Raw genomic sequence first — 26,292 nt, forward strand, 5'->3', positions numbered from 1 at the left:
GCTGAAAATTTAGGCTAAATTTCCGCATTTAAATGCCACGAATGGTATCCAGAGCCAATATTTTTCGTTTCAGGCGCGCAATCGTGTTTTAGTTTCGCAAGTCCGACAGGCTGCTAGGCCCCCCGGAGTTCAGGAACGTAAAAAAACCCGCCTCGTGAAGCGGGTTTTTTACTTTAGCGAGTCGATTACTCGATCTCGACCGTCTCTGCAGGCGCCATCGGCGGCGGTGCATCGGACTCGGGAAACTCCAGCGTGACGTTATCTTTATCATCCATATCGACCGTCACACGCCCGCCGTTGACCAGGCGGCCAAACAGCAGCTCGTCGGCCAGCGCCTTGCGGATCATGTCCTGGATCAGGCGCGCCATTGGCCTTGCACCCATCTGCGGATCGAAACCCTTTTTAGACAAGAACTTGCGCAGCGACTCGGTGAAGATGGCCTCGACTTTTTTCTCGTGCAGCTGTTCTTCCAGCTGCATCAGGAATTTGTCGACCACGCGCAAGATGATTTCTTCGTCCAGGGCGCGGAAGCTGATGATCGCGTCGATCCGGTTGCGGAACTCCGGCGTGAACATGCGCTTGATGTCGGCCATCTCGTCGCCTGGTGCCTTGGACTCGGTAAAGCCCATCGAACGCTTGGTCAGGCTTTCGGCACCGGCGTTGGTCGTCATGATGATGATCACGTTGCGGAAGTCCGCCTTGCGGCCGTTGTTATCGGTCAGCGTGCCGTGGTCCATCACCTGCAGCAGGATGTTAAAAATATCCGGATGCGCCTTTTCGATCTCGTCGAGCAGTAGCACCGCATGCGGCTTCTTGGTAATCGCTTCGGTCAGCAAACCACCCTGGTCGAAACCAACATAACCCGGTGGCGCGCCGATCAGGCGGCTGACGGCATGCCGTTCCATATACTCGGACATGTCGAAGCGGATCAGTTCAATGCCCAGAATGAACGCAAGCTGCTTTGCCACTTCGGTCTTGCCCACGCCCGTAGGACCGGAGAACAGGAAGGAACCAATCGGCTTGTCGGTCTTGCCCAGCCCGGCGCGCGCCATCTTGATGGCCGACGACAGCGCATCGATGGCCGGCTCCTGGCCAAAGACGACGTTGCGCAAGTCGCGGTCGATCGTTTGCAGCTTGCTGCGGTCATCCTGGTTGACGGTCTGCGGCGGGATGCGCGCGATCTTGGCGATGATGTCTTCGATCTCGGCCTTGCCAATAGTCTTTTTCTGCTTCGATTTCGGCAAAATGCGCTGGGCGGCGCCAGCTTCGTCGATGACGTCGATCGCCTTGTCGGGCAAGTGACGGTCGTTGATGAAGCGGGCCGCCAGTTCAGCCGCTGTCGTCAGCGCCGAGGACGAGTACTTCACGCCGTGGTGCTCTTCGAATCGCGACTTGAGGCCGCGCAGGATCTGGATGGTCTGTTCGACGGTCGGCTCGTTGACGTCCACTTTCTGGAAGCGGCGCGACAGCGCATGGTCTTTCTCGAACACGCCGCGGAACTCCGTGTACGTGGTCGCGCCGATGCACTTGAGCTGGCCGTTAGCGAGCGCCGGCTTCAGCAGGTTCGATGCATCCAGCGTGCCGCCCGACGCGGAACCGGCGCCGATGATCGTGTGGATCTCGTCGATGAACAGGATGCCGTGCGGCGTTTCCTTCAATTGCTTGAGGACCGCTTTCAAGCGCTGTTCAAAGTCGCCGCGATACTTGGTGCCGGCCAGCAGCGCGCCCATGTCGAGCGAGTAGACGATGGCGTTTTGCAGGATTTCGGGGACGTCTTCCTGCGTGATGCGCCATGCCAGGCCTTCGGCAATCGCCGTCTTGCCCACGCCGGCTTCACCGACGAGCAAGGGATTGTTCTTGCGGCGACGGCACAGGATCTGGATCACGCGGTCGACCTCGTCTTCACGGCCGATCAGCGGATCGATCTTGCCTTCGGCGGCAGCCTTGTTCAGGTTTTGCGTGAACTGGTCAAGCGGGCTTTCCTTGGCCTGCCCTTCGACCTGCGCTTCCTCGACGCCCTCGGACGTTTTTTGCATGTCGACCTGCTGGTCCTTGCGCACGCCGTGGGAAATAAAGTTAACGACGTCGAGCCGCGTTACGCCCTGCTGGTGCAGGTAGTAGACCGCATGCGAATCCTTCTCGCCAAAGATGGCCACGAGCACGTTGGCGCCCGTGACTTCCTTCTTGCCATTGGACGCGGACTGCACGTGCATGATGGCGCGCTGGATCACCCGCTGAAAGCCGAGCGTGGGCTGGGTGTCCACTTCGCCCGTGCCAGGCACGGTTGGCGTGTTGTCGCCAATGAAGTTGGTCAGCGTTTTGCGCAGGTCTTCAATGTTGACAGCACAGGCGCGCAAGACTTCGGCGGCCGATGGATTGTCCAGAAGCGCCAGCAGCAAATGCTCGACTGTAATGAATTCATGACGTGCTTGCCGAGCTTCGACAAAAGCCATGTGTAGGGAAACTTCGAGTTCCTGCGCAATCATACTTCCTCCATAACGCACTGCAGGGGATGCCCCGCCTTGCGCGCATGCGTTAATACAAACTCCACTTTTGTACAGGCTATATCTTTAGAAAACACGCCGCACACTCCCTTGCCGTGGCGATGGACGGAAAGCATAATCTGCGTCGCCGTCTCCAGATCCTTGTTGAAGTACTCCTGAATAATGGCCACCACAAACTCCATTGGAGTGTAGTCATCATTGAGCAGCGCTACCTGGTACAGCGGCGGTGGCTTGACCACCTGCCGCTCCAGCACTTGTTCGGTGTCTTGCTTGGTTGCCATACGCTTATTCTAATGCTTTCAATGTTGATGCATTACGTAAATATCAGGGCATTTACATTTGTTTTCCATCTTACGCGTTTTCCGATTAATGCGCAGATGGCGTCCAGAACCGGGAATTCAAGAGTTGCTTTTGTGTTTGACGTGAGCTTTTCGGCAATTCCGCAGTAAAACCACTTGACTTCGCTATTTTTTCAACCAACAATGCAGTTATTGACTTGTACTTATGTACATGGTTAATCCGAAGTGAGCAGGCTGAGGAGGGGGCAAAAGCTTCTTGCTTTTATGGCTCGTGTGATTGGTTTTTATTTGAAAGTTCTTTATGGCAACAGGTACAGTTAAGTGGTTCAATGATTCCAAAGGTTTTGGCTTCATCACTCCAGATGACGGCGGCGAGGATCTGTTCGCACACTTCTCCGCAATCAACATGAACGGTTTCAAGACCCTCAAAGAAGGTCAAAAAGTTCAATTCGAAGTCACGCAAGGCCCTAAAGGCAAGCAAGCTTCCAACATCCAGGCTGCGTAAAGCTTACCCGATGTAAAAAAACCCCGTTGCGAGACGGGGTTTTTTTTCGCCCGGGCCGCGCGCTCCCGTGCGCGCGCGTTGCGCCATGGTAGGATGAATTGTCATTTCAAGACGACGAGGTGCCCGTGCCGATGCATGATCAGGCGAGCGATATCGCCGCCATCCAGTCCATCTCGTCCGTGCCGACCATCCTCGAAGCTGTGGCCGCACTCACCGGCTTGCGCTTTGTGTGCATCGCCCGCGTGACCGACGCATCGTGGACCACCTGCGCCGTGCTCGACAGGCTTGAATTCGGCCTCAAGGTTGGCGACGGACTCGACCTCGCAACTACATTCTGCCAAACCGTGCGCAAGACCCGGCGCGCCGTCATTATCGACAACGTCAGCACCGACCCGGCCTACCACGACCATCCCATACCACGCCTGCATGGGTTCCAAAGCTATATTTCCATCCCCGTGATGCGCCCCGACGGCGAATATTTCGGCACCCTGTGCGCGCTCGATCCGCTGGCAGCGACGGTGTCGGGCAGCGCGACGGTGGCGAGCATGACGCTGTTTGCCCAGCTCATCACCAAGCACCTGGAAACCGAAGCCAGGCTGAGCGAATCGCAGGTCGCGCTGCTCGGCGAGCGCGAAACGTCGGAATTGCGCGAACAGTTCATCGCCGTACTCGGGCACGACCTGCGCACGCCGCTCGGCTCGATTTTGCTCGGCGCCGACCTGCTTCAATTTGAAAGCCTCACGCCGCGCGCGGCCGGCGTGGTTGAGCGCATGAAGCGCAGCGCGCTGCGCATGGCAGGGCTGGTCGACGACGTGCTCGACTTTACGCGGGGCCGCATGGGCGGCGGCATTGCGCTCGACATGCAGCAGCAAACGTCGCTGCTGGCCCCAATGATGCAAGTAATCGACGAATTGCGCAGCGCCTACCCGGGGCGCGCGATCGACATCGATTTCACGCTCGCCGTCCCCGTGCTGTGCGACGTGCAGCGCATCCAGCAGATGCTGTCGAACCTGCTGAAAAATGCGCTGGTGTACGGCGACGCCGATTCCCCCGTGCTGGTGCAGTGCTCGTCGCAAAACGGCATCTTTGAACTGGCCATCGTCAACCATGGGCCGGCCATCTCGCAAGCGACGATCGACCAGTTGTTCAAGCCGTTTTGGCGCGCCTCGGCCAAGGCATCTAATGAGGGGCTGGGCCTGGGCTTGTTCATCGTGTCAGAAATTGCGCGCTCGCATGGCGGCGAACTGGCCGTCGCGTCGTCCGAGCAATCCACGCGCTTTATTTTCCGCCTCAAGGGACGCGACTTCGTCGAGCGGCGCAAGACGGCGCGCTAGCTTTTGCCAGTGGCCCGCTATGCGCACGCTTGAGCAGCATCAGGCTCGCCTCATTTCATTCGCACACCATGGCTGTTCGCGCTCCGGTGTTGACCGCCTGTCGCGGCAAACCTGACTCGTCCGGAGCTCTTGCATGAACCCGCATCGCCTATCCGCTCTGCTTGCCTTTGCAGCGGCCCTGTTCCTGATGGCTCGCGCGCCCTCATCTATGTCATCGCCCCCAACCTCGACCTGCTGTGGTACCAGTACCTGGACCACCCGGACGGCACTTTTCGCTGGGCTTTCGACCAGGGCAAGAAGGTCGGCAACCAGTGGGCGGTCAAGCACGTGTTCGCTGGCGGCGGCGGCGTGATCTACACCGTCAACAACAATAATGATCTGATGTGGTACCGCCATGTCGGCCAGCAGGACGGCACATTTACCTGGGGCTTTAACGAGGGCAAGAAGGTGGGCGTGGGGTGGCAGGCGCGGCACATCTTTCATGGCGGCGACGGCATTTGAGCTGCACGCAGGATATGATACTATTTTTCGTCCAATATTAAATTATTGATATCATATTCACACCGGGGCGAGCGCTGGTGCTTGCCCGGAATACCTGCCGAGGAACTACATTGAAAACCACCAAGAGCGGCGTGCTGCGCGCGCTGATCGTTGCTGCAGCACTGGCTGCGACACTTACCGGCTGCCTGAGTATTTCACCGCCGAACATCGATATGTCGACCAGCTCTTCCGTCGTGACGGGCGCCCCCTTCTGTGACAGCTCTTCCGACGGCAAAATGGTGGCCTGCGGCGCAATTGCCCAGGTGTGCCAAAAGTCGCCGGACGGCCACATGGTTGCGTGCGGCGGCATGGCAATCGTGTGCGACACTTCGCACGACGGCAAGATGGTGGCGTGCGGCGGCCGGGCAAACCATTGCGCCAAGTCGACCGACGGCAAGATGGTTGCCTGCGGCGGCGCCGCGCCTTTTTGCGACAAGTCTTCCGACGGCAGGATGGTTGCCTGCGGCGGCACGCCTCCCAAGACGTAAAGCGCGTCCGGTCGCGTCAGCAAGCCAGCAAGTCAGCCAGTCAGCGCCCAATAAAAAAAGCCCCGCTCTCTTACGAGGCGGGGCTTTTTGTCAGCGGTACTTTGCTATTACATCTGCTCGATCATCACATCGCCGAAACCGGAGCACGATACCTGCGTCGCGCCTTCCATCAGGCGCGCGAAGTCGTAGGTAACTTTCTTGCTGGCGATCGACTTTTGCATCGACGAGATGATCAGGTCGGCCGCTTCGAGCCAGCCCATGTGGCGCAGCATCATTTCAGCGGACAAGATCAGCGAACCCGGGTTCACGTAATCCTTGCCTGCGTACTTAGGTGCGGTGCCGTGAGTCGCTTCAAACATCGCAACCGAATCGGACAGGTTGGCGCCTGGCGCAATACCAATGCCGCCAACTTGCGCTGCCAGTGCGTCGGAAATGTAGTCGCCGTTCAGGTTCAGCGTTGCAATCACGCTGTACTCTGCCGGACGCAGCAGGATCTGCTGCAGGAAGGCGTCGGCGATCGAATCCTTGATGATGATGTCGCGGCCGGTCTTCGGGTTCTTGAACTTGCACCATGGGCCGCCATCGATCAGCTCAGCGCCGAATTCCTTCTGCGCCAGCGCGTACGCCCAATCGCGGAAGCCGCCTTCCGTGTACTTCATGATGTTGCCCTTGTGGACGATCGTCACCGACGGTTTGTCGTTGTCGACCGCGTACTGGATCGCCTTGCGCACCAGGCGCTCGGTGCCTTCGATCGATACTGGCTTGATGCCCAGGCCCGACGTGTTCGGGAAGCGGATCTTGGTAACGCCCATTTCCTTGATCAGGAAGTCCATCAATTTCTTGGCGCCTTCGGAACCTTGCTGGTATTCGATACCGGCGTAGATGTCTTCCGAATTTTCGCGGAAGATGACCATGTCGGTCTTCTCAGGCTCTTTCACTGGCGAAGGCACGCCGGTAAAGTAACGCACCGGGCGCAGGCAGACATACAGGTCGAGCTGCTGGCGCAGGGCGACGTTGAGCGAACGGATGCCGCCGCCGACCGGCGTCGTCAATGGACCCTTGATCGAGACCACGTAGTCCTTGAGCACTTCGAGCGTTTCTTCCGGCAGCCAGACGTCGGGGCCGTAGACGCTGGTCGACTTTTCGCCGGCGTAAATTTCCATCCAGCTGATCTTGCGCTTGCCGCCGTATGCCTTGGCAACGGCCGCATCGACGACCTTGATCATGACGGGGCTGATGTCGACGCCGGTGCCGTCACCTTCGATGTAGGGAATGACAGGATTATCTGGTACATTCAGCGAAAAATCGGCATTGACGACGATTTTTTGGCCGTCAGCGGGTACTTTGATATGTTGATACATTCTTGATCTCCGAAGTGGACGTTCCAGCAGCCGGCAACCTTGGGGTTGTCTCTGTCAGGCGTGTGCAAAATGATTGAATAAATACGACGACAAATACGGCGCAAATACGACGCAAATACGACGAAAGTCTTGGTCTTCTATAAGACATAAGAGGCGCGTTTCACATTATGCACCAGTATTTTACTAGGCGCTACGACTTTGCGACACTAACAATTGGCTCAAAAGCTTAACATTCCTCCGACTGCCGCCCCATTATGCCCCTCATTCTCTTTAACAAGCCGTTCCAGGTGCTGTGCCAGTTCACGCCCCAGGACGGGCGCGCATCGCTGGCCGACTATATCTTGCGGCCCAACGTGTATCCGGCCGGGCGGCTGGACGCCGACAGCGAGGGCTTGATGCTGCTGACCGACGACGGCAAACTGCAGCATGCAATCGCCCACCCGGACCACAAGGAGGCCAAGACCTACCTGGTGCAGGTCGATGGCGCGCTCGATGCGGGCGCGCTGGCAAGGCTGCAGGGACCGCTTGACCTGGGCGACTTTGTGACCAAGCCGTGCAAGGCGGTGCAGATTGCCGAACCTGCGTGGCTGTGGCCGCGCACGCCGCCGATCAGGGTGCGGGCGGACAAGCCCACCAGCTGGATCGCGATCACGCTACAGGAGGGCAAGAATCGGCAGGTGCGCAGGATGACGGCGGCAATTGGCTTGCCGACCTTGCGGCTGGTACGCAGCAGTATCGGGCCGTTTTCGCTGGCGACGCATCCTTTGATGCCCGGGGAATGGGTGGAGGTGGCGAGCGAGAAGATTAGCAAGTATCGGGAGTGATCCGGGGGCGTGCGAGCATGCACTACTAAGCCAAGCTGAGGCAGCTGCTGTCCATCGCCGTCGCGAATGCGGCTGTTGCAAAATGGGCGACAGTGCAGCAACCCCACATCGTCCTCGCGAGCGAGGGTGTAGTAAAACGCATTGAGATCAGTCGGCCCGACAGAAATCGCGAAGTTTGCGAACTCGAAAACGAAAACGACATCGTCCTCGCGCACGCGGGGACCCATGGAACGGTTCAATTGAACAACCGTTCTATGGGTCCCCGCGTCCGCGAGGACGATGTCATGGGGCACGTTGCGGCTTTCCGCGCGCACACAAGCGAAAAAACCCGCCGTGACCAGGTCAGGCGGGTTTTTACCATCTCAAGTTGCAGCTGGCGGACAAGTCCGCCAAAACGCGGAGCGATTAAGCTGCCAGCGCTTTCAGGGCTGCTGCCAGACGGCTCTTGTGACGAGCTGCCTTGTTCTTGTGGATGATTTTTTTGTCAGCAATGCTGTCGATCTTCGACACGGAGGTCTGGAAGATCGCCGTTGCAGCAGCCTTGTCGCCAGCCTGGATGGCCTTGCGAACCGCTTTGATTGCGGTACGCAGGGTCGAACGCTGCGACGAATTGTGAGCGTTTTGCTTTACTGCTTGACGAGCGCGTTTGCGCGCTTGTGCTGTATTTGCCATGGAATTTCCTAGATCGGGTCAAGTTGCGTTTGCAAACATTAGCGTCTGCTAAACATTAGTGTCTGCGTAACAGAATTCTGTACAGCCTTCGATTATAGCGGAGTAAACGGTCAAGGGCAATTCCTATATCAACAATAGTTCGCCGCCACGGGCCCGATGACGCTCTTCCCCACTCTTGCCGAGCTATAATTCGGCCCCATGAACTTGCTCAAGACCCTCTCCGCCATTTCCAGCATGACGCTGGTGTCCCGACTCACCGGCCTGGTGCGCGAAAGCTTGACCGCCGCCGCCTTTGGCTCGACGGTTTATATGGATGCGTTCAACGTCGCCTTTCGCCTGCCCAACATGCTGCGCCGCCTGTTTGCCGACGGCGCCTTCTCGCAAGCGTTCGTGCCGATGCTCTCCGAGTACAAGAACAAGAACGGCCAGGCGGAAACCAAGGAACTGGCCGATCAGGCCGCCACCTTCCTGCTGTGGAGCACGATCGTGGTCAGCATCATCGGCATCATCGCCGCCCCGCTGCTGATCGACCTGCTCATCGACACCGACAACCGCACACCGGACAGCACCGTTGCCGCCATCTGGATGACGCGCTTCATGTTCCCGTACATCGCCTGCATGTCCGTCGTGGCGCTGGCGGGCGGCATTCTGAACACCTGGCAGCAGTACAAGATCCCCGCGTTTGCCCCCGTGCTGCTGAACCTGTCGTTCATCGTCGCCGCCCTCTTCCTCAAGGATCACCTCGAACACCCGATCTACGCCATGGCCATTGCCGTCATGGTGGGCGGCCTGCTGCAGATCGGGGTCCAGATCCCGTCGCTGATCAAGATCGGCATGCTTCCCCGCATCCATTTCAAGCCGTGGATCGCGCTCAAGAACGTCGGCGTGCGCCGCATCCTGCGAAAAATGACGCCGGCGCTGCTGGGCGTGTCGGCCGCGCAAGTGAGCCTGCTGATCAATACCAGCATTGCCGGCAGCCTGGGGCCGGGCGCGATTTCGTCGCTGACCTGGGCCGACCGCCTGATGGAGTTTCCCACCGGGATGCTGGGCGTCGCGCTGGGCACCATCTTGCTGCCGAATTTGTCGCGCGCCAACGCCAAGGGCGACATGCAGGAATACTCCGGCCTGCTGAACTGGGGCCTGCGCCTGACCTTCCTGCTGGCCCTGCCGGCCGCCGCCGGCCTGGCCGCGCTGGCCGTGCCGCTGATCGCTTCGCTGTTCAATTACGGCGCCTTTGATGCCAAGGCCACCTACTCCGCCGCCGCGCCGCTGGTGGCGTATAGCGCCGGGCTGATCGGCATCATCGTGGTCAAGACGCTCACGCCCGCCTTTTATGCGCGCCAGGATTACCGGGCGCCGGTGCGCATCGCCATCGGCGTGATCGTCGCCGTGCAGCTGATGAACCTGGTGTTCGTGCCCTTGCTGCACGGCGTGGCCGGCCTGGCGCTGTCGATGGGCATGGGCGCCTGCCTGAATGCCGGCTGTCTGTACTTTCTGCTGCACAAGCGCGGCATTTTCGTGCCGCAGCCGGGCTGGATGTTGTTTTTCGCCAAGCTGGCGGTCGCGGTCGCCGCCATGGGCGCGCTGTGCTGGTACGCGGCGGCGCAATTTACCTGGACCGGCCCCGGCGTCCACCTGCACGGCATGGCACGCATTGGGGTGCTGCTGGGTATTATCGGGACGGCGGCGGTAGCCTATTTTGCGGTACTGTTTGCGCTGGGATTTCGCCCAAGCGACTTCAAGCGCACCAGCCGCTAATGGTGGCTTAGGGGCCTGCTTTCTAGTGCCGCCTGGCAGGCGGCGGTGTCACAATCGCTGACGGCTCGACTGCTGCCTCTGGCTCCAGCGGCCGGGCGCTGCCGTCCTCGTCTTCCGACTTTTCTTCCTCGGGCGGCGCTTCTGCGGGAGGCATTTCTTCGGGCACGGGTTCTTCCACCTTGCTCTCTTGCAGGGGCACGGGCGGCGGTGGCTCATTGCCCTTGCCCGTGACAGCACCCGGCGCAGCACCCGACTTGCCACCAGAGTCGCCGCCCGGGATAGCCGAAGGAAACAAGGACGTTGGCGCGCCGCCGGTCATCGAATTGGGCGGAGCGATCGTTGTGGCGCTACCCAGACCGCCATCGCCGCCGGCAACCAAAAACTTCCAGTCCGAAATTTTTTCGCGGTTTTCCATGTTCAGGAAGCGGATGTCGAAGTTGGCCACCTTGAGCGGCCTGGCATTCGACAGGCTGTAGACGCCCAGCACGCCGACCTTGTCGCCCAGATAAATGATGCCCCACTCGGCCTTGCCGGTGACCGGGTCAACAAAGATTTTACGCAGGTGACGGCGGGTGTTGGGAAAGCGCGGGTCCTTGAGCAAGTCTTGCAGCGTAGGCGGCTGCGTGGGTTTGCCCGGGGGCGTGGCGGCGGCATAACTGCGCAGCGCTTCGCTGAACTGGGCGCCGATTTCCAGCAATTCCTCTTCGGCCGCGGCACGCTGCAGCAACGTTCCCATCTTGAGCCCCGCGGCCGCCACCAGTGCCATGATGGCGAGCAGGATCATCAATCCCATGTAGGTAAAGCCGCGCGAGCCTGCCTTGCACGGCAAGCTTCCTTGGGCTGGCCTCATGTCACCACTCGGAATACGGCTTGCCGTGGCGATCGAGTCCCGGGGCGCCGCTCTTGATGCTGTACAGCGCGCCCTTGGTGGCGTCCTCGGGCGCGATCAAGATCCAGGTTGCCGCGCTTTCGGTAATCGGATCGACGGGCAGGCTGCGCAAATACTTCTTTTCCACCAGTTGTTCCAGCGAATCGGGGTAGCGTCCCCGGTCGGTATAGAACTGGTCGATCACGTCGCGCGTATTGCGCAGGTTGTCGGCCAGGATAGTTTCCTTGGCCTTGTCGACGCTGGGGAAATAACGCGGCACGGCCAGCGTGAGCAGCAGCGCGACGATGCCCAGCACCACCAACAGTTCAATGAGCGTGAAGCCGGCGGGACCGCGACAGGCGCGGCGTGCATGGGCGGGCGGGAATCTCATGTCTACCATTTTCTGTACGGTATTTCGTTCAGGCCCAGCCGCTCGGAAATCGCATACACGTCGTACACGTCTTCGCCCTCCTGCGGTTCGGCCGCTTCGCTGGCATAGCTGCGCTTGCCCCAGGTCTGGGCGGCTACCAGCTGCGGGTCGCCATTGAACGGATCGCGCGGAATGCGGCGCAGGAAAAAAATCTTGGCGCGCTTGGGGTTGCGCAAGTCCGGCACGCCCTCGACCAGCACGTCCAGGCTCTTGGGGTAGCCGGTACTATTGAGCGAACGGGCGATGCGCCCTTCATCATAGGCCTTCTTGTAAGTGTCGATGGCCCCGCGAATCTCGCGCAGCGCGCGCCGCAACTCTTGCTCCTGCTTGCGCTGCACCGCCACTTGCGTGACGGGAATCACCAGCGTGCCCAGCAGAGCGAGGATGGTCAACGTGACCAGCAACTCGATCAGCGTAAAGCCGCGGCGGCATTGCATCATGGCTACTGCTTCTTGGTGTTGGTGGATTCGGCCGGCTGCACGGGCGCCGCGCTTTCCTGGGCCGGTTCGGTCACTTGCACCGGCTGAGCCGGCACGGACTCGGCAACCGGCGCGGCGGCCGGCAGCGTGTCCACTCCCGGCTCGGGCAAGGGCGTGATCGTGGGCGCCGTCGGCGGCAGGCGCGCCGGCGCGGTCTGTGCGCGCGGCGCGGCTGGCACCGCTGGTACGTACGGCGCAGGAGCCGCCGGCTGGCGCAGCGCCGGGCTGGCCGGCAACACCGTCGGCGCCTTGACCGTGGTATCCGGACGGCGGCGGAAGCTCGTTTCGGTGCCGGCGCTAAATTCGGACGCCGACGCCGCAGGGCGCTGGATGTTGCGGATCAGGTGCGGCGTGATCGAGAGCACGATTTCCGTCTTTTCATTGCCGTCGCGGTTGCTGCCGAACAGGCGCCCCAAAATCGGCAAGTCGCCAAGACCTGGCACCTTGTTGCCGCTGCTGCGGTCTTCGTTATTGATCAAACCGGCCAGCACCTGGTTCTCGCCATCTTTCAACTGCAGCATCGTGGTCGCTTCGCGCGTGCCGATCTGGTAGGCGGTGGTGCCGGACTTGGTGGTGGTCGAACCGAGCAAGTTGCTCACCTGCAGGCCGATGCGGATCGCGATTTCATTATTCAGGTAAATGGTCGGCTCGACATTGAGCGTCAGGCCGACGTCGAGATAGGTGACCGATTCGGATGCAAAACCATTCGCGCCCGGCGAGACGGTAGTGGTAATGTTGGGCACCTTGTCGCCGATGACGACCTTGGCCTTTTCCTTGTTGCGCACGCGAATGCGCGGATTGGCCAGCGTGTTCGAATCGATGTCGTTCTTGTTGGCGTTGATGGTTGCCGACAAGCCCGACACGCCAAGGTTGCCGCTATTAAGGCGGCGCAGCGCCGCGATGGTCAGCTTTTGCTCCACGTTGTTGGCGTCCGGCAGCATGATCGGTGAAATGCCGATGCTGGTCGGCCAGGCGATACCCAGTTCAATCAAGCGGCTGCGCTTGATTTCCAAGATCTCCACTTCCAGCATCACTTCCGGCTCGGCGATGTCTTGCAGCGCCACCAGCTTGGTGGCCAGCTTGATCGCTTCCGGGCTGTCGCGCAGGATCACCAGGTTCAACTTTTCGTCGACCACGACGTCGCGCGACTTCAAAATGGTCTTCAAGGTATTGGCCACCGACTTGGCGTCGGCATTGGCCAGGAAGAAAGTCTTGATCGTCATTTCCTGGTATTCCTTGAGCTTGGCAGCTACGTTGGGATACACCAGGATGGTATTGCCATCCATGACTTGCTGCTCAAGCTGGTTGGTCACGAGCAAAAAGTGCACGGCCGCCTCCACGGTGCTGTTTTTCAGCATGATGGTGGTGCGCTGGTCCGCTTTGACGTCCTTGTCGAACAAAAAGTTCAAGCCCGAGCGGCGCGAGATGACCTCAAACACTTGCTTGAGCGGCGCGTCGCGAAACTCGATGCTGATCGGCTGCCGGTAGGCCGCGGCCAGGCCCGTTTCCGCCACCGGCGCGGCGGCCGTCTTTTCATTGATGCGCACCAGGAGCTTGCGCGCCTGTTCATGGTTGGGGCGCTCGGTCAGGATCGCCGCCGCACTGGCGCGCGCCTGCTCATAGTCGCCGCTGGCAAACGACGCTTCGGCGCTGTCCAGCAAGCTTGCGTGGCGCACATCGGCTTCGATGGCGCGCATGCCCAGCCGGGCGCGCTCGTTGGCCGGGTCGATCGAGAGCACGCGCTGGTAATGCTGCAGCGCCGCTTCGGCGTTGCCACTGGCCAGCGCGCGGTCGGCTAGGTCCAGCAAACGCGTGGCGTTGCGGTCGCGCGTGCGCAGGAAGGCGAGGCGATACTTGGGGTTGCCCGGATCGGCAGCGACCGCCTGCTGGTACTTGCGCAAGCCCGCTTCGATCTTGTCCTGGTCGACCAGGGTCTGCCCTTCTTGGTACGCCATCTGGGCGGCGCAGCCGGAAAGCAGCAGCGCCAGGAGTGGCATGGACAGGCGGCGAGAAAGGTGACTAGGCATCAGTCGAGTACTCCAATGTTAAGCTGTTGAACCTGGTTCAAAGGCAAATAAGTAAGCGTCAGCGTCGGCGGTGCTATCGCGTCAACCCGGTAAGTGCCGTCGATGACCATCTTGTCGCGCACGATGTAAGTCTTCTCGCCAATGGCGAGAAATACTTCCCAGCTGCCGGCGGACGCGGCCTTGCCAAGATAGGTGAAAGGCAGCGCCGGCGCCATGGGCGGCGGCGGTGGTGGCGGCGCGGCGTTGCTGGCCTGCTTGGGCGGCGGCGGCGGTGGCGGCGTCCAGTCGCGCCGGCCAAACACGTCCTGGCCGGGGCCCATGGCCTCGTCGCTGTTGCCAATCAGGGTGGCGCGCGGGGTCAGGCGCAAAATGGCCGGGTCGGCCGCAGCGCCGGGCGCCGCGCGCCGGGGAATGGCGACGGCGGCCACGGTCGCGTCGGCGCGGGCCGGTTTGCGCTCGACCGCTTCGGCCACGCCGCTGTCGGGCTTGCGGTCGCCAAAAGCGACCAGCGCCGCGGCGCCCAGCAAGGCCGCTCCCATGGCGATATGGCGTGGATTCATCGCGCGCCTCCCTGGTCGGACAAATACAGCGTCAGGCGCAGGCGCGCTTCGAGCTGGGCGTCGCCGATATTTTCGCGCTTGAAGCTCAATTCATCGAGCGACGCGTAGGGAATCGAACGCAGCGCCATCAAGCCGAACGACCAGACCTGGCCGTAGGTGCCCTTGACCGGCAGCGTGACCTGGTAAGTGTGCAGGTTCGCGTTCCGGTCATAGGCGCTCTTGTATTCGCCCTGGCTGAGCGACAGGCTGGCCTTGCCGGCCAGCGCGAACAGCGTCTTGACCTGCTGCTCGGCGTAGCGCTGCTCACCCAGCGTGGCGTAAAACAGTGCCAGATTCTGGTCGCTGGTGGCCACCGGCAGCACGGCGCTGGCAACGGCCGGCATGCTCACCACGCGCAGCGCGTTGCGGTGGCGTTCGGCCTGCAGCGCGCGCTGCGGCAGCAGCCAGGCCAGCGCCGCAGCGCCCACCGCGATCAACGCGCAGGCAAGACAAAACACGGGGCCAAGGGCGGTGGCGGCCAGGCGCAGGCGCAAGGCCAGCGCGGAAAAATTTATCGGCTTCATGGGGCGATCCATTCTGCTTCGATCTGGAAGCGGATCGGGCGCGCCGGGTCCTGTTCGTTGATCTCGTGGCGCGTCAAGGCCACGTTGGCAAATAGCTCCTGCTCTTTGAGCTTTTCGACGTAGTCGATCATCGCGTCGCTGCTCTTGGCCTCGGCGGTGATTTTCATGCTGCGCTTGCGCGCGTCCGGCTCCAGCGCCAGCATGGCAATGGCCGGCGGCGTGGCCGCGCCAATGGCGTCCTGCAGCGCGCGCCACGGCAAATTCAACTGCATGACGGCGGCGTTGACCACGGCGGCCTGCTGCTCGCTCACGCGCGGACCCGTGCTGGCCACCGCGACCACCACCGGCACGTTGGCGCGCACGCGCGCCGCTTCCAGCATGGCGTCGTCCGCTTTCTGGCGCGCCAGCATGCGCCCACCGAGCACGCCCGCCACCGCGCACAGCGTCAGGCCCACCACGCCCAGCACCCAGGCGCGCCTGGTGGTGCGGTGCAAAGTACGCCGCAAACCCGGCGGCGCAAAGTCGATGGGGAGCTGATTCATGAACAAATTCCGGTAGCTGCCAGGCGCGCCGCGTGCGACAGCGAAGGGTTCGATTGCGGCGCCAGCAGCGAGCACGCAAACGCGCCGCTGCTATTGTTCCAGATGGCAGGCGCCTGGCCGGACAGCTGCAGCCGCTGCGGCACCGGCAGATTCAAGCGCAAGGCTTCGCGCGCCACATGCTGGCCGAGCCACTCGATGCCAGCACCCTCAGGCAGCGCGGTGGCGCGCACGGCGCGCACCTGGCCGGCGTCTATGGCGCCGAGCGTGAGGACATTTTCCTGCACCAGGCCGTACCAGGCCCCGGGCAACAGGGCGCGCCGGTACTGGTTCCAGCCGGCGACGAACTGGGGCACGATTTCCACCAGCGTGACGTGCTGTTCGCCCGCCGCCGCGCCCAGCATGGCGAGCAGCTGGCGCGGCAGCGCGCAGGCGATGAAGGGCTTTTCGGTGTCCCAGCCGCCGGCCAGCTTCCAGCCGGCTGCGCTCTCGCCGTACAGCGACTGGAAGCGCAGCGCGGCCGCCCCTTCCAGGTCGGCCAGGCGGGCGGCGCCAACGGGCGGCGCCACTTGCCAGATGCGGGCCAGTTCATCGGCCAGCACGACCGTCGCGCTCCACTTGGCGCAGCCGGCGTCGGCCAGCAGCTGGCGCAGCGCAGCGCCGATGGCGTCGACCCCACCCTGGCCCAGCGCCAGCTCGGCCACCACTTGCGCGCGCGCCTTGCCGAAGCGGTTGGCCGTGACCAGCGCCACCACATGCCTGGATACGCCGATGCGCAAGGATTGTCCAAAACTTTTACGCATGCAGTGTCACCCGTTTAATCTCCGTGAGCGTGGTGGCGCCGCGCTTGACCAAGTCGAGCGCAGCCAGGCGCAAGCTGCGCGTGCCGTTCTCGTAGGCGGCCTGCTTGATCTGGCGGATCGGGCGCTTGTCGACGATCAGCTCGCGGATTTCATCGTTCAGCGTCAAGATCTCGGCAATCGAGCGGCGTCCCTTGTAGCCGGTGCCGCGGCAGTCCCCGCAACCCTTGCCCTGCATGAAAAGGTAATCCTGCACTTCATTGCGCTCCAGGTTGACGGCGGCAAGTTCGGCGTCGCTTGGCGTGTACTGCGCGGCGCAGTGCGGGCAGTTCATGCGCACCAGGCGCTGGGCCCAGATGCCGTTTAACGCCGACACGAACGCATATGGATCGATGCCCATGTGGGTGAAGCGGCCAAACACGTCGAACACATTGTTGGCGTGGACGGTGGTGAGCACCAGGTGGCCCGTAAGCGCCGACTGCACCGCAATTTCAGCCGTCTCGCGGTCGCGGATTTCCCCGACCATGATCTTGTCCGGGTCGTGGCGCAAGATCGAGCGCAAGCCCTTGGCAAAGGTCAGGCCTTTTTTCTCGTTGACGGGAATTTGCAAAATGCCGGGCAGCTGGTATTCGACCGGGTCTTCAATGGTGATGATCTTTTCGCGCCCGTTGTGAATTTCGGTCAGCGCCGCGTACAGCGTGGTGGTCTTGCCCGAACCGGTGGGCCCGGTCACGAGCAGCATGCCGTAAGCTTCTTGCGCCAGCGTGCGCAGCGACACCAGGGAAGCGGCGTCAAAGCCGAGCGCTTCGAGCGTGAGCGCGCCGTACGCTTCGATCATGGCGCGCTTGTCCAGGATCCGGATGACGGCGTCTTCGCCGTGAATGCTCGGCATGATCGACACGCGCAGGTCGATCTCGCGCCCACCCGACTCGACCCGGAAGCTGCCATCCTGCGGCACGCGCCGCTCGGCGATGTCCAGTTCGGCCAGTACCTTCAGGCGCGAAATGATATGTTCGGCCACTTCAATGCCGTTGACCGAGGTTGCGTGGTCAAGCACCCCGTCCACGCGGTACTTGACGGCCAGCCCGCCGGCGGTGCTTTCCAGGTGAATGTCGGAAGCGCCCGCTTTCAAGGCGTCGTACAAAGTGGAGTTGACCAGCTTGACGGCGGGACTGGCAGCTTCCGACACCGACGCGAACGAGAGCACGGCGGCGGTCTTGCCGTCGCGCCGACCTTCGGAGACGCCCGCCACCAGCGTATCGACCGCGCGCGCCGACTCTTCCTGCTTGGACAGGTAGGCCTGGATGTCGGACTGCAGCGCCAGGCGCAGGCGCAAGGGATGGCTGGGCGTGGCGCGCGCTTGCGTCTCGAGCCAGGTTTGCAGGTCCAGGTCGAACGGGTCGGCAATCACCCCGGTCAGTTCGCCCGCCGCGCCGCGCAGCAGCACGCAGTGGCGCGCCAGCGCGTGCGCCAGCGGCAGCAGGTCAAAGGCGGGCAACTGGCTGAGCATTTCGGCCGTTTCCATCACCGACAGGCCAAAGGGCAGCGCCAGTTCCTGCACGATCAGGCGCGCGTCGAGCCCGCACAGCACTTCGAGTTCGGCCATCAAGGGACGCTGGGTGTGCAGGCTCTGGGCGCGCGCGCGCGCCAGCATAGCGGCGTCGATCATGCAAGCCTGGCTCATGACATGTCTCCGGCAAGGTCGAAAATGGGCATATACAGCAGCACCACGATGGCGCCGACGATCAGGCCGATGCCGGCCATCAGCAGCGGCTCGAAGGTGCGCGTAAAACGGTCGATCCAGCGGCTGATTTCGCCGTCGTAGAACGCGGCTGACTGGGTCAGCATCGGGCCCATGTCGCCGGTGCGCTCGCCCACGCGCAGCATGCGCAGCGAAATCGGGGTGGTCAGCTGGTGCGCTTCGAAGGCGGTCGACAAGGGCTGGCCCGCTTCGATGTCGGCGCGCGCGGCAACCAGCGAGGCGCGCACCGTGGCCGAGACCATCGACTGCACCGTTTCAATCGCGTGCACGATGGTGATGCCGCCTTCGGAGAGCATGCCGAGCGTCAGGTACAGGCGCGACAGTTCATAGATCCGAACGCGCTCGCCAATGCCGGGCAGGCGCGCCAGCAGGCGGCCCAGGCCGCCGTCGCGCGTCAGGTGGCGCCAGGCCAGCACGCCCAGCGCGGCCACGCTGCCCAGGCCCGCCAGCAGCATGCTGGTGTGGGCGCCGGCGAACTGGCCCCAGCCGAGCATGACCTTGGACATCCACGGCAGATCGCGCCCCGCGCCCTGGTAGACCTCGGCGAATTTGGGCACTACATAGGTGATCAGGAACAGGCTCACGCCGCCGCCCACGAGCAGCAGGATGCAGGGATAAATGGCGGCGCTGACGATCTTGCTGCGCACGATGTCAATGCGCTGCTGGTAATCGATGAAGCGCGAGAGCGAACGCGGCAGGTCGCTGGTGCCTTCGGCCGCGCGCACGATGCCGATATACAGCGGGGGAAACAGGTCGGGCTGTTCGGACAGGACGGTGGAAAAACGCTTGCCTTCGCGCAGGCCGCCCAGCAGGCGTTCGAGCACGCCGCGGGTGTTTTCGGAGGCTTCCTTTTCCAGCAGCGCTTCGAGCGCTTCGACGATGCCCAGGCCGGCGGTGAGCAGCGCCAGCAGCTCCTGGCTGAACAGCACCAGCGACAGTGCGCCGCCGCGTCTTTTGCGCAGGCCGCCCGCGCGCACCGGTTCCACCTGCGAGACGAACAGCCCGCGCGACTCAACCTGGCGGCGCGCATCGGCCTCGTCGAGGGCGTCAACAGTCATGCGCGCGATGGACATATCGGGCGCCAAGGTTCGGACGGCAAACTGCATGGAACGTTCTACCGATTCAAGGAAAAGTGCGCAAGGAAATATGCGGCTTACTGGGTGACGATATCGGCGTTTTCGCCAGTACCGCCCGGCTGGCCATCCTTGCCGGTGGAAACGATTTCGTACTCGGCCTTGGCGCCGGGAGAACGGTACACGTAGGCGTTGCCCCACGGGTCGAGCGGCGCCGCTTTTTTCAGGTACGGGCCGTTCCACTTGGTGGCGGCGGCCGGAGGCGCGACCATCAGCGCGGCCATGCCCTCCTCCGTGCTCGGATAGCGCCCGACGTCGAGGCGGTAGGTGTCGAGCGACTTTTCAAACGATTCGATCTGGGCCTTGGCGACCGTGACTTCCGACTTGCCCAGTTGGGCAAAATATTTGGGACCGACATAGGCGGCCAGCAAGCCGATGATGACGATAACGACCAGTAATTCGAGCAGCGTAAAGCCCGCGTTGTGCTTGCGCGCAGTGCTGTGTCTTGGGTTTGTTGCAAACATCCGACCGACTCCTCAATGGCTCATTTTGGCGTGCAAGGCTACCATACCCTTTGCAATACCCACAACTACTGTTTAGGCTGACCGACGGCGAGCTGCATTGCCGTCCTGCAATAGACAAAACGATGTTCAAGTCCCAGCGGAAATGACTAGTCTTTCATTGGCCAGCAAGCCCGCATCGGTGCAGCGGGTGACCGCTTCGACACGGTTGCGCACACCCAACAGTTTGTAGATCCGCTGCAAATGATTCTTCACAGTCAAGCCACTCAGGCCCAGGATGGCGCCGATCTCGTCGTTGCGCTTGCCGGCGCGCAGCCAGTGCACGATTTGCGCCTCGCGCGCGCTCAGCGCCCGGCCCGCAGCGCCGGGTGTGGTGCGGGCCAGTGCGCTGCCCGGCCGGGCCAGTCTGACCAGCGCCAGGTGCAACTGCGGCAGCAGCAAGGCCAGAAAATAGGCATGGCGCGCGCCGGGGCGCATCGGCAGGCCGAACAGCGCAAACACAGTCGCGCCCCCGGCTACCGGGCCGCTGCCGTCGATGATCACATTGGCGTAGCCGCAGTCGGCCAGTTCGGCCTGGAAAGGTGCAACAGCTCGATCGAGGGGGCCGTGCCCGTGCAATTGCGCCATGCAAGGCAAGACGCCTGGCGCGCTGCAATGGCGCGCCAGGCGCACGGCCAGCCCGGCATGCGGATCGCACAGACGCGCGATGGCAGATTCCCCCTCCACGCTGGCGTGCAAGGCTTCAATGCGCTGCAGCACGCCCGCGCCCGAAAACTGCATACACACCATCAGTTGATGGGGCAGCAATGCTTGCAGCTGACCTTGGCTCCAGAGAAAGAACTGGCGCAGGTCGTCCACCTGCAAGGACGACTCGATAATGCGCAGCAGGTACTCCTGCTCCCTCTTGCTGAGGATGACGGGCGCTGTCACGCGGCGGCGGCTTGCCAGGGTTGTCCGGCGCGCGTGCCCCAGGCCACGAAGCGGTAGCCGCTGCCGCGCACGGTTTCGATGTGTTCCTGGTGGCCGGTGGCCTGCAGCGCGCTGCGCAGGCGGCCGACATGGGCGTCCACGGTACGCTCACCCAGAAAAACATGGTCGCCCCAGACCTGGTCGAGCAGTTGGGAACGGGTATGCACGCGCTCTGGATGGTGCATCAGAAAATTAAGCAGGCGAAACTCCACGCGGCCCAGCGCCACCTGCTGGTTGCCGGCCGTGACGCGGTGGGTGCTCGGGTCGAGGCGCAGGCCGGCCATTTGCACCGTGTCTGCGGCCGCGTGGGGCGAGCGGCGACGCAGCAAGGCGCCAATGCGGGCAATCATTTCGCGCGGGCCGAAGGGCTTGGTAATGTAATCGTCGGCGCCGGACTCGAGCGCCATGATCTTGTCATGCTCGCCGCTGCGGGCGCTGACCATGATGATTGGCAAGTCGCGCGTGCGCGGCTGAGCGCGCAGTCGCCGGATCAAGGAGACGCCCGACTGGCCGGGCAAGTCCCACTCGAGCAGCAGCAGGTCGGGCAGGCACTCGCCCAGCGCCAGCAGTGCGCACTCGGCATCAACGCTGCTGGCAACGACGTGGCCGGCCCGGCTCAGGTTCGAATGGATCACTTGCTGGACGGCGCAATCGCTGTCGACGACGAGTATGTGGGCTGGCATTATTGCGATCCTAAACGAATACTCACACAAAATTGCATATTAAAATGACTATGCCCGAAGCCGGGAACCCATGGCTAATACAATTTAGTTTGTGTATTAAGACAGATGTCGACTAAATCGCGCCCGTCATTCTATGCGCACGGTGGAGCATTGTTGTTGAGGCGTGCTGTACCAGGATAAAAAAAAGACACACTTGTCGTTTCCGAACAAATGTGTCTGATGCAAGGTCGGGCGCGGCGCCCGGAACGGCTGGCCCTGACTTAGCGGCTGCGACGGCGGCGCAGTGCAACACCGGCCAGCGCCAGCGTGCTGAGCATCATCAGCATGGCGGACGGCTCGGGCACGTCCGACGCCACCAGTTCGGTGACGCTGGCCAGCAATGGGTCGTTAATCGTCACCAGCACGCCGGCGGCATCGGCATTGAGCGCCGGGAGCAGGTCGAACTGCACGGCCACGCCGTACTCCGTGGCCAGGAAAGCGTCGTACAGCGAGACCTGGAAGGTGGGCGCATACAGGCCCGCCACGGTTTCATAGTCGCCTGAAAACGTCACGTTGAACGAAAAGTCGCCGCCGAAGAGCACGTTTTGGGTCAGGTAGTTCGACGTCAAGCCCGGGGTGAAGGTGAGCGTGTCGGCAACGCTGCCGTCGGCGCTGCCGGCGCGGTCGTACTCGGCGCCGAAGGCGCCGCTGAAGTTCGACAAGCTGGCAGTACCGCCGATGGCGTCATTGGTGGTATAGAAATTGAAGTCCATCAAGCCGGCTTCGGCATCGACGTTGCCCGTATGGATCGTCACCAGGTAGCTGGGACCTGCCAACGCGGCGGCGCTGCTCAGCGCCAGGGTGGCAGCCAGTAGTGCCTGGCGGGCGAAGCTTGCAAAGTTAAACATGGTCATGGTTCCTTGGAATTAGTAAGTGCCGGTAAAGACTTTGTTGGTGTGACCAAAGACCACCTTGTTCGGGTTGACGTACACGGCGCTGAAGCTCGCCTTGGCGCCGGGGGCGATCGTTGCATTGTTGACGGTGATGTAATACATGCCGTCCTTCATGCCGGTGGCGTTTTCAATCGACACGCCGGGGGTCAAGTTGGTAAACAGCACCAGGAACGGGCCGCTCATCGATTTGCCCGAAATGTTGGTCAGGGTGATGGTGGCGCTGACCTTGCCGGTCACGCGGTTTTGCACCAGGCCGGAGCGCTGCACCGTCAAGTTGGCGCTGGCGTCGGTAATGGTTGCCGGCAAGTTCATGCTGACCACGACCGGGTCATGGTCGGAAGCGCGGTAGGCATGGTCTTCGATCAGGGCCACGGCGGCGGCCGTCTTGCCGTCGATGTTGTAGTCGATCATGGTCGGCTCGTCAGCATTGTTGTGCCACTCGGCCGCGCCGGTCATCTGGGCGCTGAGGGACGGCGTTGCCAGCGCGTGGTCGAGGTAGCCCACTTCACCGTTGAACACGTACGAATACGGCGTTTCAAGGGGACGCACGAAGCGCTCGAGCTGGTTGACCAGGCCCGACTCGGTCAAGGTGAAGATCGGGTCTTCGGCACCGTTGGCGTTCAGGTCGCCCATGACCAGCACGTCAGGGTCGCCCGCGACGCTGATGATTTGCGGGATGAACACCTTGGCCAGGCGGGTGGCTTGCTGGGTGCGGCGCACATTGCTGCACCCCTGGCCGTCGCCCTGGTCGGCGTTTTCGCCGCTGCAGGTGCTGGCCTTGGCGTGGAAATGGTTGACCACCAGCGAGAACCGGGCGCCGTTGCCGGCCTTGAAAGTCTGCGCCATGGGCGGACGGGTGTTGACGCTGTCAGCGTCCGACAGCGCCGCGCCCACCAGCTGCACCTTGGCCGGCTTGTAGATCATCGATACGCGAATGGCGTCGGTGCCGGTGGCGGCAGGCGCGGGCACGTAGGCGTAGAGCGGGTAGCCGACGCTGCCATTGAGTTGCTGCACCAGGTAGTCGGTCGCGATGTCGCCGTTGTTCTGGATTTCCATCAAGCCAAACACGTCGGCGTCGATGCCCAGCATTTCATTGACAATCTTTTTGGTCTGGCGTTCGAATTCGGCCATATTGTTGGCGCCGCGGCAGTTGGCCGCCGCGTTGGTGGCGCCGAGCTGGCAGCCGACGCCGGTCTCGCCCCAGGCATTGGTGCCGTCGGTAAAGGTCGTGAAGTAATTGAGCACGTTGGCGCTGGCGACCTTGATATTGCCGGCAGCCAGTTGCGGTGCGCCCGTGCGCGGGTTGGTCGCCGAGAACGACGGCTCGAGCGTGTACTGCAGCTTGAAGCCGGCGCCGGCGCCGATGGAACCGTAGTCGATGACGCCGGTCAGGCCGGTGACGGTGTCGCCCGCGCGCACGATGCGCGCGCCGCCGTCGACATAAGGAATCACGGTTGGCGCGACGAAAATACTGTCGTCAAGCACCAGTGCATTGCGCGCATTGGCCGTAGCGAGCGCAATCGCTTCCGGCGTGCCTGGACGGTAGCGGTTGGTCGGTGTTTCGCGCCGGCCGGCAGCCAGCGTCAGTTCGCCGCGCGTGCCCAGGAAGCTGGACTGGTTGATGGTGAGCGCATTGTTGATGTTGACCAACATCCCCTCGAAGCGGGCCAGGTCCAGGGTGCCGTCGAAGTTGATATTGGTGGGCGTGACGCTGTTGCCGCTGGAGAGGACCTTGGTAGCCGTGACGTCCTTCATTTCCGTGTAGGTGCGCGGCGCGCCGGTCGGGCGAAATTCGGTGATGGTGCCGCGCACGCGCAATAGGTCGCCGACGTTGACGGCGCCCGAGGTGAACACGAACAGGCCGTCGGACGTGGCCGGGTTGCCGTCGCCGACGGCGTCCTGCAAAAAGTAGCCGTTGCCAACCTTGTGGGTGACCACGCCTTCGGTGATCACGACCTGGTCTTTGAACGGGCTGGCCTCGCCCGCGCCCTGGATCTGGGAAATGGCGGCCACGCCGGTGACGGCGACGGTGACGCTGCAGCTGCTCTCCTGCGCGCTGTCATTGGTGAAGCGGATCGTGACGGGATAGCTGCCGGCGGCCAGGGAAGCGTCGGCCTGCAGGTTAACGCTGGCCACGCCGCCACGGGCAGCGGCGGGGGTGAAGCCGGCCAGGCTGATGCCGGCCACGGCGGCGCTGGTAATGCTGGCGCCGTTGACGATGCTGTCGGCATCCTTGCCGCTCAAGCTGACACCGCGGCCGGTGCCCTGCTCGATGGCAAGCGAGGATGGGCAGGTCAGCACGATGGGCGCGGCGGCTACGGCGCAGCTGTTGCGGGGCGAATCGCTGGTGCGCGGGCTTGGCGCGCCGGTGGCGAAATCGGCCGCGTTGTTATCGGTGTCGACGCAGCCGCCCTGGGCGCGGAACAAGGCCAGCGTGTTGCTGGCCGGCGCAGACGGCGCGGTTTCGCTGCCGTTGGCGGCGCCAAAGCCGAGCAGGTCGACGACATTGGCCGTGGCCGGCGTGGCGCCCGACAGCGAGACGGTATCGCTGACCAGGGCGACCTTGCCGACGGTTGCAGACATGTTGAACATCGTGGTCGGCACAATGACCGGGGTTGGCAGCGCGGCCTGGGCGCCGGTGCCGCCCTGCTCCTGGATCAGCAGGTACTGGCCAGGCTCGATGGTAAAGGTTGGCAGTGGGGACTTGTTGCTCCAGGTCGTGCTGTTCTGCGAACCGTATTGCACGCTCCAGCCGCTGGCCGTGACGGCCGTGCTGCCGCGGTTGAAGATCTCGATGTAGTCGAACTTGTAGAAGGTCGTTCCGCTGTTGCCGCCGGCGCCGTAAATCTGGCTGATAACGAGGTTCGGCGAAGCCGCCAAGGCGGGAGCGGACAGTCCAGCCATCAGAGCGGCGAGCACGGTCAGCCGGCCGGGGGCGCGAATCGTAGCAACAAGCTTTGTCATCGAAAATCCTGAAGTGAAGTGGTAGAAAAACTGTTTTGTGTAAATGGCACGGCGCTTGCCCGCAGAGTGTTATAAAAAAGCACCTAATATTGACGGAATGGATATTAACGGTCGGAGGTGACACGTTGATGACGGCACATTGATCCGAATGGACTAACCGGCGTGAAAAACAAGGGCGCGTGGGCCGGGAAGCGGCGCGAAAAGAAGGGTAGCCTTCCAGCGAAAGAAGAACTACTTGTACTGCAAGGATGCGCCCATGCTGGGCGCACGTAAAAAAAGGAAGCCGCAGCTTCCTTCACGGGACCAACGCTTCGGTCGGGTCAGATCAGCGACTGCTCGCATTCCACGGCGGCGTGGCCCTCGGTACCTTCGCAGCCGGGGCCCTGCACCACCCCGGCGCGCGCGGCGACGGCGGCGCGTTCGGCGCGCGCGGCCTGTTCCTGGTTGCGGCGATTCATTTCAATAGCAAACGACTGTTCAAAATCGACCAGGCGCAGCTCTTCAGCGACGCGTTCGCTTTCCGACACTTGCGGCGGGGTGACCAGCACGTTGACGGACGCGACCAACACGCGCGTGCCCGCTGGCGCAGCGGCAGGGTCAGCGGCGTATTCGACGAAGATCGGTGCGACGGCAGCCGCAGGAGCGACGGCAGCGACGGGTGCATCGGCCGGCGTATTGCTGCAGGCGACGAGCAGCGTCATGGTGGAAAAAGCCAGTAATGCTTTGGAAATTGTCTGCAACATGATGCCCCCGGGAAGAAATGATTCGACGCATTTATTGTATCCCTGAGGCAATTGTTTTCCCTATGGAAATTTCTTTCCGCGCAGAAAGTGTTGT

Annotated in this window: 26 protein-coding genes; 6 read left to right on the forward strand and 20 right to left on the reverse strand. The window is 62.4% G+C overall.

All coding sequences use genetic code 11. The features are described from left to right. Positions 1 to 185 precede the first annotated feature (185 nt). A complete protein-coding gene (clpA, locus tag ACP7D4_RS06075) occupies positions 186 to 2,486 on the reverse strand; it encodes an ATP-dependent Clp protease ATP-binding subunit ClpA (RefSeq protein ID WP_426100766.1) in 2,301 nt (766 codons plus the stop codon). Further along, entirely contained in the window at positions 2,483 to 2,785 is a 303-nt protein-coding gene (gene clpS / locus ACP7D4_RS06080; protein WP_426100764.1) for an ATP-dependent Clp protease adapter ClpS, read from the reverse strand. Before clpS ends, clpA begins: the two co-directional genes overlap by 4 nt. Positions 2,786 to 3,104: 319 nt before the next feature. Here clpS and cspE point away from each other — a divergent pair, with 319 nt between their 5' ends. From cspE to ACP7D4_RS06100, 4 genes are all read left to right on the forward strand, one after another. After that, positions 3,105 to 3,308, forward strand: coding sequence for a transcription antiterminator/RNA stability regulator CspE (cspE, locus tag ACP7D4_RS06085; RefSeq protein ID WP_010395943.1), 204 nt, complete (start codon positions 3,105 to 3,107; stop codon positions 3,306 to 3,308). A 98-nt stretch (positions 3,309 to 3,406) separates the two neighbouring features. Beyond that, the gene (locus ACP7D4_RS06090) at positions 3,407 to 4,642 is read left to right on the forward strand and encodes a GAF domain-containing sensor histidine kinase (RefSeq protein WP_426208177.1); all 1,236 of its coding nucleotides are present in this window, start codon (positions 3,407 to 3,409) and stop codon (positions 4,640 to 4,642) included. A gap of 129 nt (positions 4,643 to 4,771) precedes the next feature. Beyond that, positions 4,772 to 5,143 carry a tachylectin-related carbohydrate-binding protein gene (locus ACP7D4_RS06095; RefSeq protein ID WP_426208179.1) on the forward strand — a complete coding sequence of 124 codons (372 nt, stop codon included), beginning with the start codon at positions 4,772 to 4,774 and terminating at the stop codon, positions 5,141 to 5,143. A 110-nt stretch (positions 5,144 to 5,253) separates the two neighbouring features. Further along, entirely contained in the window at positions 5,254 to 5,670 is a 417-nt protein-coding gene (locus ACP7D4_RS06100) for a hypothetical protein (protein WP_426208181.1), read from the forward strand. 107 nt (positions 5,671 to 5,777) lie between these two features. On the opposite strand, the gene icd is transcribed toward ACP7D4_RS06100, so the two are convergent. Next, positions 5,778 to 7,031 carry an NADP-dependent isocitrate dehydrogenase gene (gene icd / locus ACP7D4_RS06105; RefSeq protein WP_426100756.1) on the reverse strand — a complete coding sequence of 418 codons (1,254 nt, stop codon included), beginning with the start codon at positions 7,029 to 7,031 and terminating at the stop codon, positions 5,778 to 5,780. 254 nt (positions 7,032 to 7,285) lie between these two features. Here icd and ACP7D4_RS06110 point away from each other — a divergent pair, with 254 nt between their 5' ends. Beyond that, positions 7,286 to 7,855: a pseudouridine synthase gene (locus ACP7D4_RS06110; protein ID WP_426208183.1), complete on the forward strand. Its 570-nt coding sequence runs from the start codon at positions 7,286 to 7,288 to the stop codon at positions 7,853 to 7,855. Between the two features lie 405 nt (positions 7,856 to 8,260). On the opposite strand, the gene rpsT is transcribed toward ACP7D4_RS06110, so the two are convergent. Further along, entirely contained in the window at positions 8,261 to 8,527 is a 267-nt protein-coding gene (gene rpsT / locus ACP7D4_RS06115; protein WP_426100752.1) for a 30S ribosomal protein S20, read from the reverse strand. 198 nt (positions 8,528 to 8,725) lie between these two features. On the opposite strand from rpsT, the gene murJ reads away from it, so the two are divergent. Then, positions 8,726 to 10,285 (forward strand): murein biosynthesis integral membrane protein MurJ, encoded by a 1,560-nt coding sequence (murJ, locus tag ACP7D4_RS06120; RefSeq protein WP_426208185.1) that lies wholly within the window; start codon positions 8,726 to 8,728, stop codon positions 10,283 to 10,285. A 22-nt stretch (positions 10,286 to 10,307) separates the two neighbouring features. On the opposite strand, the gene ACP7D4_RS06125 is transcribed toward murJ, so the two are convergent. The 16 genes from ACP7D4_RS06125 to ACP7D4_RS06200 all read right to left on the reverse strand — a co-directional run bounded on the left by ACP7D4_RS06125 (position 10,308) and on the right by ACP7D4_RS06200 (position 26,198). Then, the gene (locus ACP7D4_RS06125; RefSeq protein ID WP_426208186.1) at positions 10,308 to 11,135 is read right to left on the reverse strand and encodes a type II secretion system protein; all 828 of its coding nucleotides are present in this window, start codon (positions 11,133 to 11,135) and stop codon (positions 10,308 to 10,310) included. Position 11,136: 1 nt separating this feature from the next. Beyond that, on the reverse strand, positions 11,137 to 11,544 hold the full coding sequence (locus tag ACP7D4_RS06130; protein WP_426208188.1) for a type II secretion system protein: 408 nt from the start codon (positions 11,542 to 11,544) through the stop codon (positions 11,137 to 11,139). Positions 11,545 to 11,546: 2 nt separating this feature from the next. Beyond that, positions 11,547 to 12,023, reverse strand: coding sequence for a type II secretion system protein (locus ACP7D4_RS06135; protein WP_426208190.1), 477 nt, complete (start codon positions 12,021 to 12,023; stop codon positions 11,547 to 11,549). Between the two features lie 2 nt (positions 12,024 to 12,025). Then, positions 12,026 to 14,059, reverse strand: a complete 2,034-nt coding sequence (locus ACP7D4_RS06140; RefSeq protein ID WP_426208193.1) for a secretin N-terminal domain-containing protein — start codon at positions 14,057 to 14,059, stop codon at positions 12,026 to 12,028. A gap of 29 nt (positions 14,060 to 14,088) precedes the next feature. After that, the gene (locus ACP7D4_RS06145; protein ID WP_426100740.1) at positions 14,089 to 14,649 is read right to left on the reverse strand and encodes a hypothetical protein; all 561 of its coding nucleotides are present in this window, start codon (positions 14,647 to 14,649) and stop codon (positions 14,089 to 14,091) included. Continuing rightward, positions 14,646 to 15,212, reverse strand: a complete 567-nt coding sequence (locus ACP7D4_RS06150; protein ID WP_426100738.1) for a hypothetical protein — start codon at positions 15,210 to 15,212, stop codon at positions 14,646 to 14,648. The genes ACP7D4_RS06145 and ACP7D4_RS06150 overlap by 4 nt, the downstream gene beginning before the upstream one ends. Beyond that, positions 15,209 to 15,754 carry a PilN domain-containing protein gene (locus tag ACP7D4_RS06155; RefSeq protein ID WP_426100736.1) on the reverse strand — a complete coding sequence of 182 codons (546 nt, stop codon included), beginning with the start codon at positions 15,752 to 15,754 and terminating at the stop codon, positions 15,209 to 15,211. Before ACP7D4_RS06155 ends, ACP7D4_RS06150 begins: the two co-directional genes overlap by 4 nt. Further along, positions 15,751 to 16,530 carry a hypothetical protein gene (locus ACP7D4_RS06160; protein WP_426208195.1) on the reverse strand — a complete coding sequence of 260 codons (780 nt, stop codon included), beginning with the start codon at positions 16,528 to 16,530 and terminating at the stop codon, positions 15,751 to 15,753. The genes ACP7D4_RS06155 and ACP7D4_RS06160 overlap by 4 nt, the downstream gene beginning before the upstream one ends. 16 nt (positions 16,531 to 16,546) lie before the next feature. After that, positions 16,547 to 18,235: a GspE/PulE family protein gene (locus tag ACP7D4_RS06165; protein ID WP_426208196.1), complete on the reverse strand. Its 1,689-nt coding sequence runs from the start codon at positions 18,233 to 18,235 to the stop codon at positions 16,547 to 16,549. Beyond that, a complete protein-coding gene (locus tag ACP7D4_RS06170; RefSeq protein ID WP_426100730.1) occupies positions 18,232 to 19,419 on the reverse strand; it encodes a type II secretion system F family protein in 1,188 nt (395 codons plus the stop codon). Before ACP7D4_RS06170 ends, ACP7D4_RS06165 begins: the two co-directional genes overlap by 4 nt. Before the next feature lie 47 nt (positions 19,420 to 19,466). Continuing rightward, entirely contained in the window at positions 19,467 to 19,910 is a 444-nt protein-coding gene (gene gspG, locus ACP7D4_RS06175; protein WP_426208197.1) for a type II secretion system major pseudopilin GspG, read from the reverse strand. A gap of 126 nt (positions 19,911 to 20,036) precedes the next feature. Continuing rightward, on the reverse strand, positions 20,037 to 20,837 hold the full coding sequence (locus ACP7D4_RS06180; RefSeq protein WP_426100726.1) for a LuxR C-terminal-related transcriptional regulator: 801 nt from the start codon (positions 20,835 to 20,837) through the stop codon (positions 20,037 to 20,039). Next, positions 20,834 to 21,559, reverse strand: coding sequence for a phosphate regulon transcriptional regulator PhoB (gene phoB, locus ACP7D4_RS06185; protein WP_426100724.1), 726 nt, complete (start codon positions 21,557 to 21,559; stop codon positions 20,834 to 20,836). The genes ACP7D4_RS06180 and phoB overlap by 4 nt, the downstream gene beginning before the upstream one ends. Positions 21,560 to 21,819: 260 nt before the next feature. Then, the gene (locus ACP7D4_RS06190; protein ID WP_426100722.1) at positions 21,820 to 22,446 is read right to left on the reverse strand and encodes an NF038129 family PEP-CTERM protein; all 627 of its coding nucleotides are present in this window, start codon (positions 22,444 to 22,446) and stop codon (positions 21,820 to 21,822) included. 18 nt (positions 22,447 to 22,464) lie between these two features. Beyond that, positions 22,465 to 25,455: an ExeM/NucH family extracellular endonuclease gene (locus ACP7D4_RS06195; RefSeq protein WP_426208199.1), complete on the reverse strand. Its 2,991-nt coding sequence runs from the start codon at positions 25,453 to 25,455 to the stop codon at positions 22,465 to 22,467. A gap of 320 nt (positions 25,456 to 25,775) precedes the next feature. Next, entirely contained in the window at positions 25,776 to 26,198 is a 423-nt protein-coding gene (locus ACP7D4_RS06200; RefSeq protein WP_426100718.1) for a hypothetical protein, read from the reverse strand. Positions 26,199 to 26,292: the final 94 nt, after the last annotated feature.

It is taken from the genome of Massilia sp. TWP1-3-3 (genome assembly GCF_049897805.1).
Taxonomy (GTDB): domain Bacteria; phylum Pseudomonadota; class Gammaproteobacteria; order Burkholderiales; family Burkholderiaceae_D; genus Telluria_A.